Source organism: Brevundimonas sp. (genome assembly GCF_965278935.1).
Taxonomy (GTDB): domain Bacteria; phylum Pseudomonadota; class Alphaproteobacteria; order Caulobacterales; family Caulobacteraceae; genus Brevundimonas.
The window spans coordinates 112024-126534 of sequence record NZ_OZ257124.1; the positions used below are offsets into that span (position 1 = coordinate 112024).

Sequence of the window (14511 nt, forward strand, 5' to 3'; positions counted from 1 at the left end):
TGATGTCCATCCTCGTCGACAAGAACACCAAGATCATCGTCCAGGGCCTGACCGGCAAGACGGGCGGGTTCCACACGGAACAGGCGCTGGCCTATCACGGCACCCAGATGGTCGGCGGCGTCCACCCGGTCAAGGGCGGCCAGACCTGGACCGGCTCGCACGGCGAGACCCTGCCGATCTACGCCTCGGTCGCCGAGGCCCGCGACGCCACGGGCGCCGACGCTTCGGTCATCTATGTCCCGCCGGCGGGCGCCGCCGCCGCCATCATCGAGGCCATCGAGGCCGAGATCCCCTTCATCACCTGCATCACCGAAGGCATCCCGGTGCTGGACATGGTCAAGGTCAAGCGCCGGCTGGAAGGCTCGAAGTCGCGCCTGCTGGGCCCCAACTGCCCCGGCATCCTGACGCCCGACGAGTGCAAGATCGGCATCATGCCGGGCTCCATCTTCAAGAAGGGCTCGGTCGGCATCGTGTCGCGTTCGGGCACCCTGACCTATGAGGCCGTGTTCCAGACGACCAACGAGGGCCTCGGCCAGACGACGGCCGTCGGCATCGGCGGCGACCCGGTCAAGGGCACCGAGTTCATCGACATGCTGGAGCTGTTCCTCGCCGACGACGAGACCACCTCGATCATCATGATCGGCGAGATCGGCGGCGGCGCGGAAGAAGACGCCGCCCAATTCCTGATCGACGAGGCCAGGAAGGGCCGCAAGAAGCCGATGGCCGGCTTCATCGCGGGCCGCACGGCGCCCAAGGGCCGCACCATGGGCCACGCCGGCGCCGTCGTCTCGGGCGGCAAGGGCGATGCGGAATCCAAGATCGCCGCCATGGAGGCCGCCGGCATCCGCATGTCGGAATCCCCGGCCCGCCTCGGCAAGACCCTGGTCGAAGTGCTGAAGGGCTAGGAAGCCCTTCAGCGAGCGGTCTCCCGCTGCCTGAGCGCAATCCGGCCCTTTTGGGCATGGTTCGTGCGGCGATTTGACATGGAAGACGCCTTCGGCTCACGCCGGGGGCGTTTTTCTTTGGCGTTTCAGCGAATTTCTTCGCCATTCGCCCCGGTTCGGTCATGACCCATAAGGAAACAGCGCCTATATGATCCGCGCCGGCCTCACGCGGATGTGACCGCTCAGAAACCCGAGGCCGAGTCGGGACGACGAATACAATGGCGGACGATGCCGGTCGGCTGAATCAGGTCTTTGCCGAGACCAGCTTCCTCTACGGCTCCAATGCCGCCTTCATCGAAGGACTTCACGACAAATGGGCGGTCGATCCGTCCAGCGTCTCGGCCGAGTGGCGCGGCTTCTTCGACCAGCTGCGCGACACCGCCGCGACCGTGCAGGCCTCGTCGGCCGCCGGAAGCTGGGGTCGGTCGCAGGTCGCCGAGCCCACCGAAGAGACCGGCGTCTTCGACGGCCGCTGGCCCGCGCCGAAGCCCGACCCGAAAGCGAAGCCGGCCCCTGCCGCCGCCGCAGCGCCCTCCCCGGCCCCGTCCGGCGCCTCCGCCGCCGAGATCCGCGCCGCCGCCCACGATTCGATCCGCGTCCTGATGCTGATCCGCAGCTATCGGGTCCGTGGTCACCTGCAGGCGACGCTGGATCCGCTGGGCATCGAGGCGGCGACCAACAATCCCGAGCTGACGCCCGAGTTCTACGGCTTCACCGAGGCCGATCTGGACCGTCCGATCTATCTGGACGGCGTGCTGGGCATGGACACCGGCACCATCCGCGAGGTGATGGCGGTCCTGAAGCGCACCTACTGCGGCAATATCGGCATCCAGTTCATGCATATCGCCGAGCCGGAAGAGAAATCCTGGCTGCAGCAGCGGTTCGAGGGGCCGGACGCCTTCGAGAAGAACGGCTTCACCAGGGAAGGCAAGATCGCCATCCTCAACAAGCTGATCGAGGCCGAGGGTTTCGAGCGCTTCCTGCACAAGCGTTTCCCCGGCACCAAGCGGTTCGGTCTGGACGGCGGCGAGGCCATGGTCCCGGCGCTGGAGCAGATGATCAAGCGCGGCGGCGCCCTGGGCGTCGACGAGATCGTCATCGGCATGGCCCACCGGGGCCGCCTGAACACGCTCGCGGCCGTGATGGGCAAGCCCTACAAGACCATCTTCCACGAGTTCCAGGGCGGCTCGTCCGTGCCGTCGGACATCGAGGGTTCGGGCGACGTCAAATATCACATGGGCGCCTCGTCGGACCGTGAGTTCGACGGCAACCATGTCCACCTCAGCCTGACCGCCAACCCGTCGCACCTGGAGATCGTCAACCCGGTCGTGCTGGGCAAGGCGCGCGCGAAACAGGCGTTCGATATCCGCGAGGCCAACAAGGGTTTGCCGGAAAGCCAGTGGGCGCTCGATCGCTCCAAGGTCATGCCGCTCCTGATCCACGGCGACGCGGCCTTCGCCGGCCAGGGCGTAGTCGCCGAATGCTTCGCCCTGATGGGGCTGAAGGGCTACCGCACCGGCGGGACGATGCATTTCGTCATCAACAACCAGATCGGCTTCACGACCTCGCCGCGGAACTCGCGCTCGACGCCCTATTGCTCGGATGTCGCCCTGATGGTCCAGGCGCCGATCTTCCACGTCAACGGCGACGACCCGGAAGCGGTCGTCTTCGCCGCCAAGGTGGCCACTGAGTTCCGCCAGAAGTTCAAGAAGGACGTGGTGGTGGACATGTTCTGCTACCGCCGCTTCGGCCACAACGAAGGGGACGATCCGACCTTCACCCAGCCGATCATGTATTCGAAGATCCGCGCCCTGCCGTCGACGCGCGAGATCTACGCCAAGCGGCTGGTCGAGGAAGGCGTCCTCACCCAGGCCGAGGTGGACGCGGAAGTGGCCCGCTTCGAAGCCTGGCTCGACGAACAGTTCGAAGCCGGCAAGACCTTCAAGGCCGACAAGGCCGACTGGCTCGACGGTCAGTGGAAGGGCGTCGGCCTGCCCGAGGGCGAGGACCGTCGCGGCGACACGGCCGTGCCCGAGGCGAAGCTGAAGGATCTCGGCCACCGCCTGACGACCATTCCGAACCAGGTCGATATCCACAAGACGCTGAAGCGGGTCATCGAGGCCCGTCGCGAGGCGATCAACACCGGCCAGAACATCGACTGGGCCACGGCCGAAAGCCTGGCCTTCGGGTCGCTTCTGACCGAAGGCTTCCCGGTCCGTCTGTCGGGTCAGGACTCGGTTCGCGGCACGTTCAGCCAGCGCCACTCGGGAATCATCGATCAAACCACCGAGGACCGCTATGTCCCGCTCAACAACCTGAACCCCGACCAGCAGAATTTCGAGGTCATCGACTCGGCCCTGTCCGAAGAGGCCGTGCTCGGTTTCGAATACGGCTACGCCCTGTCGGACCCCAACACCCTGGTCATGTGGGAAGCCCAGTTCGGCGACTTCGTGAACGGCGCACAGGTGGTCATCGACCAGTTCATCTCGTCGGGCGAACGCAAGTGGCTGCGCATGTGCGGCCTGACCATGCTCCTGCCCCACGGCTACGAGGGTCAGGGTCCGGAACACTCCTCGGCCCGCCTCGAGCGGTTCCTGCAGCAGTGCGCCGAGGACAATATGCAGGTCGCCAACTGCACGACCCCGGCCAACTATTTCCACATCCTGCGTCGCCAGATGCACCGGCCGTTCCGCAAGCCGCTGATCATCATGACGCCGAAGTCGCTGCTGCGTCACAAGAAGGCGGTCTCGACCCTGAAGGAGATGGCGGAGGGTTCGTCCTTCCACCGCGTGCTGCACGACGACGCCCAGACCCGCCCCGAGGTTTCGGGCATCACGATCAAGGGCGACAAGGACATCCGCCGCGTCGTGCTGTGCTCGGGCAAGGTCTATTACGACCTGCTCGACGCGCGCGAAAAGAAGGGCGTCAACGACGTCTATCTGATGCGGCTGGAACAGTTCTATCCGTGGCCGATCAAGTCGCTGACGACCGAACTGGCCCGCTTCCCCAACGCCGAACTGGTCTGGTGCCAGGAAGAGCCGAAGAACATGGGCGGCTGGACCTTCGTCGATCCGTGGATCGAGTTGACGCTGGACAAGATGGACATCAAGGCCAAGCGCGCCCGCTATGTCGGTCGTCCGGCCTCCGCCTCGACCGCCGCCGGCCTGATGAGCCGGCACCTGCAGGAACTCGAGAAATTCACCTCCGAGGCCCTCGCCTGACCCGTCCATCCCGGATCGCCGCGCTGCGGCGTCCGGGATGACACTGAACTGCGGGCTCCCCTACCGGGCGAGCTTCGCCTATATACCGCCACGCACGACACCGACCGGAAACGACACATGGCCGACATCCTGACCCCCGCCCTCGGCGAATCCGTCTCCGAGGCGACCATCGCCAAGTGGAGCAAGAAGGTCGGGGAGCCGGTCCGGAAGGACGAGGTCCTGGTCGAGCTGGAGACCGACAAGGTCTCGCTGGAAGTCGTTTCGCCGACCGACGGCACCCTCGGAGACATCAAGTTCGGCGAAGGCGACACGGTCGTCCCGGGCGCCATTCTGGGCTCCGTGACCGAAGGCGCCGCCGTCGCGAAGCCGGTCGCCGCCGCGCCGGCCCCTGCGGCCAAGGCTGAAGCCGCCCCTGCCCCGGCCGCCGCCGCTCCGGCCCCGGCTGCTACACCGGCCGCCGCATCCGCCTCCGTCGACATCACCATCCCCGTCATGGGCGAGAGCGTCGCCGAAGGCGCGATCGGCAAGTGGTCGAAGAAGACGGGCGACGCGGTCAGGAAGGACGAGATCCTGGTTGAGATCGAGACCGACAAGGTCGCGCTGGAAGTCGCCTCCCCCTCCGACGGGGTGCTGACCATCTCGGTCGACGAAGGCGCGACGGTCACCCCGGGTCAGGTCATCGGTTCCGTGTCGGGGTCGGGCGTGGCCGCCGCCCCTGCGCCTGCCGCCGCTGCTCCGGCTCCGGGCGCCTCGGCCAACGCCGGTTCGGCCCAGGTCGGCAACGCGACGCTGTCGCCCGCCGTCCAGCGCGTGGTCGCGGAAAACAACCTCGACCCGAAGGCCATCGCCCCGACCGGTCCGAAGGGCAACATCACCAAGGGCGACGCCCTCGCCGCCATCGGCGCCGCCGTGGCCCCTGCTGCAGCCGCCCCGGCTCAGGCCGCTGCGCCTGCGGCGCCGCGCGCCGATCAACCTCGGGAAGAGCGGGTCAAGATGACCCGCCTGCGCCAGACCATCGCGCGTCGCCTGAAGGAATCGCAGAATACGGCCGCCCAGCTGACCACCTTCAACGAGGTGGACATGACCAACGTCATGGCCCTGCGGAACCAGTACAAGGAGGCCTTCGAGAAGGCCCACGGCGTGAAGCTGGGCTTCATGTCCTTCTTCACCAAGGCCGTCGTCGCCGCCCTGAAGGAAATCCCGGCCGTCAATGCCGAGATCGACGGCACGGACATCATCTACAAGAACCACTATGACATCGGCGTCGCCGTCGGCACCGAGAAGGGCCTGGTCGTTCCGGTCCTGCGCGACGCCGACGTGCTGTCGCTGGCGGGCATCGAGAAGGGCATCGGGGCGCTGGGCAAGGACGCCCGCGACGGAAACCTGACGCTCGACCAGCTTCAGGGCGGCACCTTCACCATCACCAACGGCGGCACCTACGGCTCGCTGATGTCGACGCCGATCCTGAACGCGCCGCAGTCGGGCATCCTGGGCATGCACAACATCGTCCAGCGTCCGATGGCCGTGAACGGTCAGGTCGAAATCCGGCCGATGATGTACATCGCCCTGAGCTACGACCACCGGATCGTCGACGGCAAGGAGGCCGTGACCTTCCTGGTGCGCGTGAAGCAGCTGCTGGAAGACCCGGCGCGGGCGCTGCTGGACCTGTAGGGCAGGATGGCCGGGCCTTCCGACGAACTGGAAGTGGCCCGGTTCGCGACCCTTCCGGAAGGCGAGCTGGCGGTGTCGTTTCTTCGCCAGCACGGCATCGATGCGCGGCTGCCGGATCGCGATACGGCCACGATGAACCCCGACCTGCTGTTCGCGCTCGGCGGCGTGCGTGTCGTCGCGCGCGACACCCAGATCGCCGAGGCCCGGCGGCTGATCGCCCGCATGCGCTCGGGTGAATTCGCGGGCGATGACGCCGAGACCGGCGAATGGATGGCGGACGCCACCCCCGGCAGGATCGGGGAACTGGAAGACGCCGAGATCACGGGTGTGATGAGCCACGCCAAGAAGGCCGGAGCGTTCATCGTCGTGCTGTTCTTCGTCGTCTTTCCATTGGCCGGCTGCCTGCTGATGATGCTCGGCTAGCCGTCCTTCAACCCGGCCAGGACGGCCTCGGTATCCGCTCCCAGAGCCGGAGGCGCGCCGTCATAGCGGACCGGCGTTTCCGACAGTCGGATCGGCGAGGCGACCGTCTTCGTCGGCGCCGACAGGTCATTCCGCTCCAGCGAAATCTCGAGCCCGCGATGCTTCGCCTGGGGTTCGTCGAAGACCTGGTCGATGGTGTTGACCGGACCGCAGGGCACACCCGCCGCCTCCAGCCGCGCCATGAGCTCGCCCATGGTCCAGCCCGAGGTGATGGCCGAGATCGCGGCGACCAGTTCGGCGCGGTGTTCGATCCGCCCGGCATTGGCGGCGTAACGGGGATCGGTCGCCAGATGCTCGACGCCGAGAACACCGCACAGCGTCCGGTATTGACCGTCGTTGCCGACCGCGATCACCACCATGCCGTCAGAACAGGGGAAGGGCTGGTAGGGGACGAGGTTCGGGTGGGCGTTCCCCATCCGGGTCGGAGCCACACCGGAGACGAAGTAATTGGTCGCCTGATTGGCCAGCATGGCCGCCTGGACGTCGAACAGGGCGATATCGACATGCTGGCCCTGACCGGTGTTGCGGGCATGCAGAAGGGCCGCGAGGATGGCGTTCGACGCATAGAGACCGGTCGCCAGGTCGACGAAGGCGACGCCGACTTTCATCGGCTCGGCGCCCGGCGCGCCGTCGGGCTGGCCGGTGACGCTCATCAGCCCGCCCATGGCCTGGATCATGTAGTCGTAGCCGGCTTGGGACGCGCGCGGACCCGACTGGCCGAAGCCGGTGATCGAACAGTAGACGAGGCGCGGATTGGCGGCCGACAGGGCGGCGTAGTCCAGGCCGTACTTCTTCAGCCCTCCGACCTTGAAGTTCTCGACCACGACGTCGCAGGTGGCGGCCAATTTGCGGATCGTCTCGGCACCCTCGGGCGAGGCGATGTCCAGCTCGACCGACTTCTTGCCCCGGTTGGCGCAGAGAAAGTAAGCGCTGTCGCCACGCGATCCGTCGGTCTTCGTCGTGAACGGAGGTCCCCAGGCGCGGGTGTCGTCGCCGACGCCGGGCCGTTCGATCTTGATCACCTCGGCCCCGAGATCGGCCAGGGTCTGCGTCGCCCACGGCCCCGCCAGCACGCGCGACAGGTCGAGGACGCGGACGCCCGCAAGAGCCTGTGGCGCGGTCATCCTAGAGGCCGGGATCGAAGGCGCCGGCATCCCGCATCCGGGTCTCGCGCGCGACTTCGGCCCGGTAGCCGAGGTCATCGGCCATCCGCCTGATGTCCGCGGAAACCGTCGTCTTGTGCAGCCCCGGAATCACGGCGTGGATGAAGGCGCAGCCGGACAGCCTGGCCAGCCGCACGCCCATGCGCGTCGCCACGCCCGCGTGGTGCAGATAGCTCTCCTCGACCTCGCGCGGATGGTCGACGAACAGATGTTTCAAGGCGCGGATCATCCTGCCAGCCTAGCTTGAGACGAGCCTCGTCTCTACCCGTCGATGACATTCTGTCCTAAACGGACGCTCGAAACAGGGCCTGCGCGTGAACTTCGCGTGAGAAGCCCGTGAGACAGTCGAGGACGCATCCCATGGCCGACGGCGCCGCACCCGTGACCCAGACCTTCAAGTGGGACGATCCGTTCGACATGGAGAGTCGGCTGACGGAGGACGAACGCGCCATCCGCGATGCGGCCCGCACCTATGCCCGTGAGAAGCTGCTGCCCCGCGTCGTCGCCGCCTTCCGGGACGAGGTCTTCGATCGGACGATCATGACCGAGATGGGCGAGATGGGCTTCCTCGGCGCCATGCTGCCCGAACAGTACGGCGGGTCGGGCGTCAGCCATGTGGCCTATGGCCTGATCGCGCGCGAGATCGAGGCGGTCGACAGCGGGTATCGCAGCGCCATGTCGGTGCAGTCGTCGCTGGCCATGTATCCGATCTACGCTTTCGGTTCGGAGGAGCAGAAGATGCGGTTCCTGCCCCGGATGGCGGCAGGCGAACTGGTCGGCTGTTTCGGCCTGACCGAGGCGGACGGCGGGTCGGACCCGGCGTCGATGAAGACCAACGCCGTGGCGGTCGAGGGCGGCTACACGCTGAACGGCGGCAAATACTGGATCACCAACTCGCCGATCGCCGACCTGGCCGTCGTCTGGGCCAGGCTCGACGGCGTCATCCGCGGCTTCATCGTCGAGCGCGGGATGGAGGGATTCACCACCGGCAAGATCGGCGACAAGCTGTCGCTCCGCGCCTCGATCACCGGGGACATCGGCCTGAACGACGTCTTCGTTCCGGAAGCCAATCTGCTGCCGGGCGTGAAGGGGCTGCGCGGGCCGTTCTCCTGCCTGAACAAGGCGCGTTACGGCATCAGCTGGGGCGCGATGGGCGCGGCGGAGTTCTGCCTGCACGCGACGCGGGACTATGTCGGAGAGCGGATGCTGTTCGGGCGGCCGCTGTCCAGCCGTCAGCTGGTGCAGAAGAAGCTGGCAGACATGCAGACCGAGATCTTCCTGGGGCTCGAAGGCGCCTATGCGCTCGGCCGTCTGCTGGATACGGGAGCCTGGGTGCCAGAGGCCATATCCCTGATGAAGCGCAACAACTGCGGCAAGGCCCTGGCCATCGCCCGCGAGGCCCGCGACATGCACGGCGGCGCGGGGATCACCGGCGAACTCCACGTCATGCGCCACGCCATGAACCTGGAGACCGTCAACACCTATGAGGGGGCCCACGACGTGCACGCCCTGATCCTCGGTCGGGCGATCACCGGCGAGAGCGCGTTCTAGGGACCAGGTTCCCGGCTGAGGCCATATCCTCCTCCGCCCCCTGCCGCGCGTTGAATCCCCGTGGGCATGAATGCAGCCGAACCCTGACGATATCTGACTCCCGTGACGCCGCCCGGGGGAATCGTGTTGACCGCTCGTCTGGTGCTGGTCAGAGACGTCAGTTCAATCGGGGGTAAGATATGTTCAACAAAATCAGGGCCGTCGTAACCGGCGCAGTCTTCGCATTCAGTCTGTCGGCCGCCGGAATCGCGGCCGCCCAGACGACGGTCACCTACAACGCAACCGGAGCCGTGCAGAGCTTCGTCGTTCCGGCCGGGGTGACCTCGGTCGATATCGTCGCCCAGGGCGCCCAGGGCTTTGACGCTGGCGCCACTCTCGGCGGCCGTGGCGGCCGGGCATCGGGGACGCTGGCCGTGACACCCGGCGAGACCCTCACGATCTACGTGGGTGGTCAGGGTACGGCCGCCATCGGCAATGGCGTGATCATGGGCGGTGGATTCAACGGCGGCGGCAACGGCGTGAGCAACGGCAACGTCCCGACCTGGGTCGGCGGCGGCGGCGGGGCCAGCGACGTTCGCCAGGGCGGAACCGCCCTTGCCAATCGCAAGATCGTCGCCGCCGGGGGTGGGGGCGCGACGGCTAACGGCACCTCGGGCGGGAATGGCGGCGGTCTTGTCGGCAGTAACGGCGCCGTCTGCTGTGGCGGATCGGTCGGCACGGGCGGAACCCAGTCCGCCGGGGGAACCCTCGGAGGAGCCCTGGGCGTCGGCGGCAGCGCGACTGGAGCCAGCACGCCCTGGGTGGGCGGCGGCGGCGGCGGCTACTACGGCGGGGGCGTTTCCAGCGCCCACAGCGGAGCCGGTGGCGGATCGTCCTATATCGCCGGCGCAGGCCTGACGGGTGGCGCGACGACGGCCGGCGTTCGTGTCGGCGACGGCCAGGTCACGGTGACCTACATACCGGTCGCACCCGTTCCGACCTTGTCCGAGTGGGGGATGATCCTGTTCGGCGTCGTGCTCGCGGGCAGCGCGGCGCTCTACGTCCAGCGTCGGCGCATGATGGTCTGAGGCGAAAGCCTCCACGACTGACAACGGCCCCGTTGGCGACAGCGGGGCCGTTTGCATGTCCGCGGCCTATCCATGACGGAAATTCAGGCGCGAGACATCCTCTACCCCTCGCACCCGGTCGTGCGCTGGCTCCAGGTGATGCCGGCGATGGTCCAGGCGCCGTCCTTGCGGATCAGGTCGAAATGGTTGGCGCCGCAGTGGACGACGGCGCCGTCGACCTTGAACAGATAGCGCCCGAAGACCACTGCCACATCTCCGTCGATAGCGATGACCGGGTCGGGCATGACCTCCTCGAACGTCTCGGTGCCCGGACGCAGGCCGGCGGCGAACTCGAGGCCCGTCAGACGACGGATGGCGCGGGTCCCGTCCGGCCGTTCGAGCGCCACGATCATCCGGGCCTCCGGGTCGAAATGCGGGGCCAGCAAGGCGCCGTCCCGCGCCGCGAGGGCCGCGAAGGTCGCCTCAACCGGCGCCATGACGGCGACGGCTTCGGCCGAGGCCGGATCGGCAGGCGTGGTGGCCTGGAGCGCGAGCACGGCGGCGAGAGCGAAGAGGGTCATGGCGGTCCTTCCCGTCGGCGCCCGATCGCGCCTGACGGAACGCTATCACGCCGCCCGGGACCGGCAAGCCGGGCCTCGTCAGGAAGGATCAGCGGCGCGGGCGGGCGGAACGCCCCAGGATCGGATGGCCGGGCGTTTTGTGCTGGCGCCGGCCCGGACTATACCGGACCGGATTTCGGTCGGGGGCGAACGCATGAGCAGCACGGACATCGAACAGGCGGCGCAAGCCGATCCCTTCGCGGCCCTGGCGGAGGTCTTCGCCGGCCGTCGCGCCCTGGTGCTGGAAGACGACCCGGCCCTGGCCGAACATGTGTCCGACCGTCTGCTGCGCGCCGGGTTCGAGGCCGTGGATTGCGTCGATGCGGGCGAACAGGCGCTGAGCGCCGCTGCGATCCATGCCTATGACATCCTGATCCTGGACCGGCTGACCAAGGGGCTGGACGGTCTGGAGACGCTGAAGCGGCTGCGCACCTCCTCGGGCCCGTCCTCGGACGCGCCGGCCCTGATGCTGACCGCCCTGACCGGCGAGCGTCAGCGGGTCGAGGGCCTGCTGGGCGGGGCCGACGACTATCTGTCCAAGCCCATCGGCGACGAGGAGTTGCTGGCCCGGATCGCGGCCCAGCTGAGGCGCGTGGCCCGTCGCGCCCGACCCGCCAACGCCGACCTGATCAACGGCCCGTTCCGCCTGTCGCCCGGCGCCCGGACCCTGAAGCTGATGATCGAGGGCGCCGAGCGACTGATCGACCTGTCGCCGCTGGAGTTCGCCATCGTCTCGGAGCTGATGACCGCGCGCGGCCAGCCGGTGACGAAGACCATGCTGTGGGATAGGTGCTGGGTCGAATGGACCTTCCTGCCCGACAACTTCGTCAACATCATCGACGCCCGGATCTCGGCCCTGCGTCGCCGGCTGAAGGAACAGGCGCCGGAGCTGGGCGAGGACCTGCATCCCCTGATCGTCTCGGCCCGCAGCCAGAGCCTGATCTTCCGCGACCTCGACGCGGCCTGATCATTTGAGCCGGCTCGCCGCGATCTGGCGAAAGGTCCGCCCCGAGGGTCTCATGGCCTGGATGGCGCGGCGGACCCTGACCCAGCTCGCCTCGGGCCTGGCCGTCCTGGCCGCCCTCGCCCTGACCGGATCGCTGATGGTGACTGGCCAGGCGGCGCGGCTGGACCAGCGGCAGCAGGCGGCCCTGTCGGCGCTCGACGACTTCGGCGCCATTGCCTCGAAGCTTCCGGCAGACACCTCGATGGACGCCTCGGCCCTGACCGAGGGGGACGCCGCCTACATGTCCGCCTTCCTCAGCGCCTTCCAGGACGGGCCGACCCGCAGCGTCACCACGCTCGAACAGACCTGCCGCACGGGTCAGGGCGGCGCCGGCGTGCGTTTGATCCGCGCGCCCGTCGGCAAGCCGGCCGGCCTGCTGGCGCTGGAGACCGCGCGGGCCCAGCACCTGCCGCGACTGGGGGAAGGCGTCTATCTGATCCGGCTCGAGGCGGGGCAGCTGTGCCTGTCGCGCGGCGTCGATGTGATCGTGGTCAAGCGCCCGATCGGGTCGCTGTCGATCATCGTCGGACGGGTCGTCGATCCCGCCGGGGTGGCCTGGCGCTGGGCCGTGCTGGCCGTCGCCCTGACCGGCGGCCTGATCCTGGTGTCGGGCCTGACGGCGGCCATGTTCGCCCGTCAGCGCCTGACCAGCGCTATCGCCGAGGTCAGTCTGGTGCTGGATCGCGCCGCGCTGGGCGACTTCTCGCGTCGCGCACCCGATGTGGCGGTCGCACCCGAGCTGACCCAGCTGTCCAACCAGGTGAACCGGACGCTCGACCGGCTGGAGGAGCTGTTGAGCTGGCTGCGCGATTCCGCCGATCAGCTCGCGCACGATTTCCGCACCCCTCTGGCCCGCGCCTCGGCGCGTCTCGACAAGCTGAAGGAGACCGACGACCCGGCCGAGCGGATGCGGCTGGGTGAGGCGGCGGGACGCGACATCGCCGAAATCACCCGGGCCATGAACGAGGCCATGGCGTTGCGCGACGGCGAGGCCTGGCTGTTCGAGAGCGTGCGTCTGGACGTCCTGGCCGAGGCGGCCGTGGAACTCTATCAGCCGATCGCCGACATCCGCGACATCCGGATCGTCGCCGAAGGCGAACCCGTCTCGGTGCTGGGCGTGCGCTCATTGCTGCAACGGGCCGTGGCCAATCTGGTCGACAACGCCGTGAAGTTTTCGCCCGACGGCGGGGTGGTCGCGATCCGGGCCTGGGACTGCGAAGACGGTCCGTGCCTGTCGGTCGCCGACCAGGGACCGGGCATGTCCGGCGCGCCCTCGACAGCCCCGCGCAGCCCCGACAGCCACGGCATGGGACTGACCTTCGTACGGGCCATCCTGAGGCGTCACGGGGGCCGGATGACGATTGATGACGCGAAGCCGGGGGCCATCGTCACGGCCAGATTCTCGCGCTAGGCTGACCTCACATTCTGGGGATACACCATGACGCGCCTTCGCCTTCTGACCGGTTCGGCCCTCGCCCTGACGCTGCTGGGGGCCGTCGCCGGCGCCGCACAGGCCCAGACCGCGCCCGACTTCCCCCTGCCCTACGATGCCCGCCGCGGCGTGTTCAGCTTCGCCACCGGGCTGGAGCGGTCGCTGCCGGCCGTGGTCCAGGTCACGACGCTCGGCATGTCGGCGGGCCCGACCACCGGCGAGACCGAACCGACCCCGATCTCCAGCGGTTCGGGCGTCATCATCGACGCGGCCAACGGCATCATCGTCACCAACCACCACGTCATCGAGGACGGCCAGAAATTTCGCGTCGACATGACCGACGGACGTCTGGTCGACGCCACCCTGATCGGGTCCGACAAGGCGACCGACATCGCCGTCCTGCAGATCAACGCCTCGGGTCTGTCGCAGGTCGAGACGGTCGATTCCGACACCCTGCGCACCGGCGATCTGGCCTTCGCGGTCGGCTATCCGCTGGGCCTCGACCAGACCCTGACCATGGGCGTGATCTCGGGCCTCGGCCGGTCCGGCATGGGCGACGCGGTCGAGGACTACATCCAGACCGACGCCGCCGTGAACTCCGGCAACTCCGGCGGGCCGCTGCTGGACAGCCGGGGCCGGCTGATCGGCATCAACACCTCGATCCTGTCGGGCGGAATTGACGGCGGCAACGACGGCATCGCCTTCGCCGTGCCGACCCGCATCCTGTTGTTCGTGGTCGAGCAGCTGCGCGCCCATGGCGAGGTCACGCGCGGCCGCATCGGCGCGACCCTGGGCTCGCTGACCGCCGAACGCGCGGTCGAGGCCGGCCTCGGCTACGTGCGCGGCGCCATCGTCGAGGACGTCCTGCCCGGCTCTCCGGCCGAGCGCGCGGGTCTGCAACGCGGCGACATCATCACCCGCATCCAGAACCGCCCGGTCGCCAACGCCGGATCGGTCCAGGCGACGGTCGGCATCGCGCCTCCGGGAACCCGGATCACCCTCGTCTATATGCGCGCCGGGCATGAGGCGACGACGGCGCTGAACGTCGAGGTCCTGTCGACCGATCCGGTCCAGCTCGGCGCGACCTCGCTCCAGGCCTATGGGGCCAACTTCCGCGACGTGAAGCCTTCGGACGGGATCAGCGCCTCGGGCGCCCTGGTCGTGGCGGTCGAGGGCGGTTCCACCGCGGCCCGGCAGGACCTGCGCGCCGGCGATCTGGTCACCGCCGCCAACGGCATGTCGGTGTCGAGCTTCCCGGAACTGGCGCGGGCCCTGTCGGCCACGGCTGGCGCGACCCTGACCGTCCAGCGCGGTGACGAGAGCGTCGAGATCGTCCTGGCCGCTGCGGACTGAGTCAGCCCGGAGAGGCGCTTC

Annotated in this window: 12 protein-coding genes; 9 read left to right on the forward strand and 3 right to left on the reverse strand. The window is 68.3% G+C overall.

Annotated elements, in window-relative coordinates; translation table 11 throughout:
* Positions 1–2 precede the first annotated feature (2 nt).
* From sucD to ACQY68_RS00590, 4 genes are all read left to right on the forward strand, one after another.
* A complete protein-coding gene (sucD, locus tag ACQY68_RS00575; RefSeq protein WP_428151073.1) occupies positions 3–905 on the forward strand; it encodes a succinate--CoA ligase subunit alpha in 903 nt (300 codons plus the stop codon).
* A gap of 257 nt (positions 906–1162) precedes the next feature.
* Positions 1163–4165: a 2-oxoglutarate dehydrogenase E1 component gene (locus ACQY68_RS00580; RefSeq protein ID WP_428151074.1), complete on the forward strand. Its 3003-nt coding sequence runs from the start codon at positions 1163–1165 to the stop codon at positions 4163–4165.
* A gap of 117 nt (positions 4166–4282) precedes the next feature.
* On the forward strand, positions 4283–5836 hold the full coding sequence (odhB, locus tag ACQY68_RS00585) for a 2-oxoglutarate dehydrogenase complex dihydrolipoyllysine-residue succinyltransferase (protein ID WP_428151075.1): 1554 nt from the start codon (positions 4283–4285) through the stop codon (positions 5834–5836).
* Positions 5837–5842: 6 nt separating this feature from the next.
* On the forward strand, positions 5843–6259 hold the full coding sequence (locus tag ACQY68_RS00590) for a hypothetical protein (protein ID WP_428151076.1): 417 nt from the start codon (positions 5843–5845) through the stop codon (positions 6257–6259).
* Here the strand turns inward: ACQY68_RS00590 and ACQY68_RS00595 are convergent.
* Positions 6256–7443 carry a CaiB/BaiF CoA transferase family protein gene (locus tag ACQY68_RS00595; RefSeq protein WP_428151077.1) on the reverse strand — a complete coding sequence of 396 codons (1188 nt, stop codon included), beginning with the start codon at positions 7441–7443 and terminating at the stop codon, positions 6256–6258. The genes ACQY68_RS00590 and ACQY68_RS00595 overlap by 4 nt on opposite strands.
* Position 7444: 1 nt before the next feature.
* A complete protein-coding gene (locus tag ACQY68_RS00600) occupies positions 7445–7711 on the reverse strand; it encodes a DUF6356 family protein (RefSeq protein WP_428151078.1) in 267 nt (88 codons plus the stop codon).
* 131 nt (positions 7712–7842) lie between these two features.
* Here ACQY68_RS00600 and ACQY68_RS00605 point away from each other — a divergent pair, with 131 nt between their 5' ends.
* Positions 7843–9033: an acyl-CoA dehydrogenase gene (locus ACQY68_RS00605; RefSeq protein ID WP_428151079.1), complete on the forward strand. Its 1191-nt coding sequence runs from the start codon at positions 7843–7845 to the stop codon at positions 9031–9033.
* A gap of 179 nt (positions 9034–9212) precedes the next feature.
* Positions 9213–10100, forward strand: coding sequence for an IPTL-CTERM sorting domain-containing protein (locus ACQY68_RS00610; RefSeq protein ID WP_428151080.1), 888 nt, complete (start codon positions 9213–9215; stop codon positions 10098–10100).
* Between the two features lie 101 nt (positions 10101–10201).
* On the opposite strand, the gene ACQY68_RS00615 is transcribed toward ACQY68_RS00610, so the two are convergent.
* Positions 10202–10660 carry a nuclear transport factor 2 family protein gene (locus ACQY68_RS00615; RefSeq protein WP_428151081.1) on the reverse strand — a complete coding sequence of 153 codons (459 nt, stop codon included), beginning with the start codon at positions 10658–10660 and terminating at the stop codon, positions 10202–10204.
* On the opposite strand from ACQY68_RS00615, the gene ACQY68_RS00620 reads away from it, so the two are divergent.
* The 3 genes from ACQY68_RS00620 to ACQY68_RS00630 are packed head-to-tail and all read left to right on the forward strand — an operon-like array spanning position 10659 to position 14490.
* Entirely contained in the window at positions 10659–11666 is a 1008-nt protein-coding gene (locus tag ACQY68_RS00620) for a response regulator transcription factor (RefSeq protein ID WP_428151082.1), read from the forward strand. The genes ACQY68_RS00615 and ACQY68_RS00620 overlap by 2 nt on opposite strands.
* 52 nt (positions 11667–11718) lie before the next feature.
* The gene (locus ACQY68_RS00625; RefSeq protein ID WP_428151083.1) at positions 11719–13116 is read left to right on the forward strand and encodes an ATP-binding protein; all 1398 of its coding nucleotides are present in this window, start codon (positions 11719–11721) and stop codon (positions 13114–13116) included.
* Between the two features lie 27 nt (positions 13117–13143).
* Positions 13144–14490 carry a trypsin-like peptidase domain-containing protein gene (locus ACQY68_RS00630; protein WP_428151084.1) on the forward strand — a complete coding sequence of 449 codons (1347 nt, stop codon included), beginning with the start codon at positions 13144–13146 and terminating at the stop codon, positions 14488–14490.
* Positions 14491–14511: the final 21 nt, after the last annotated feature.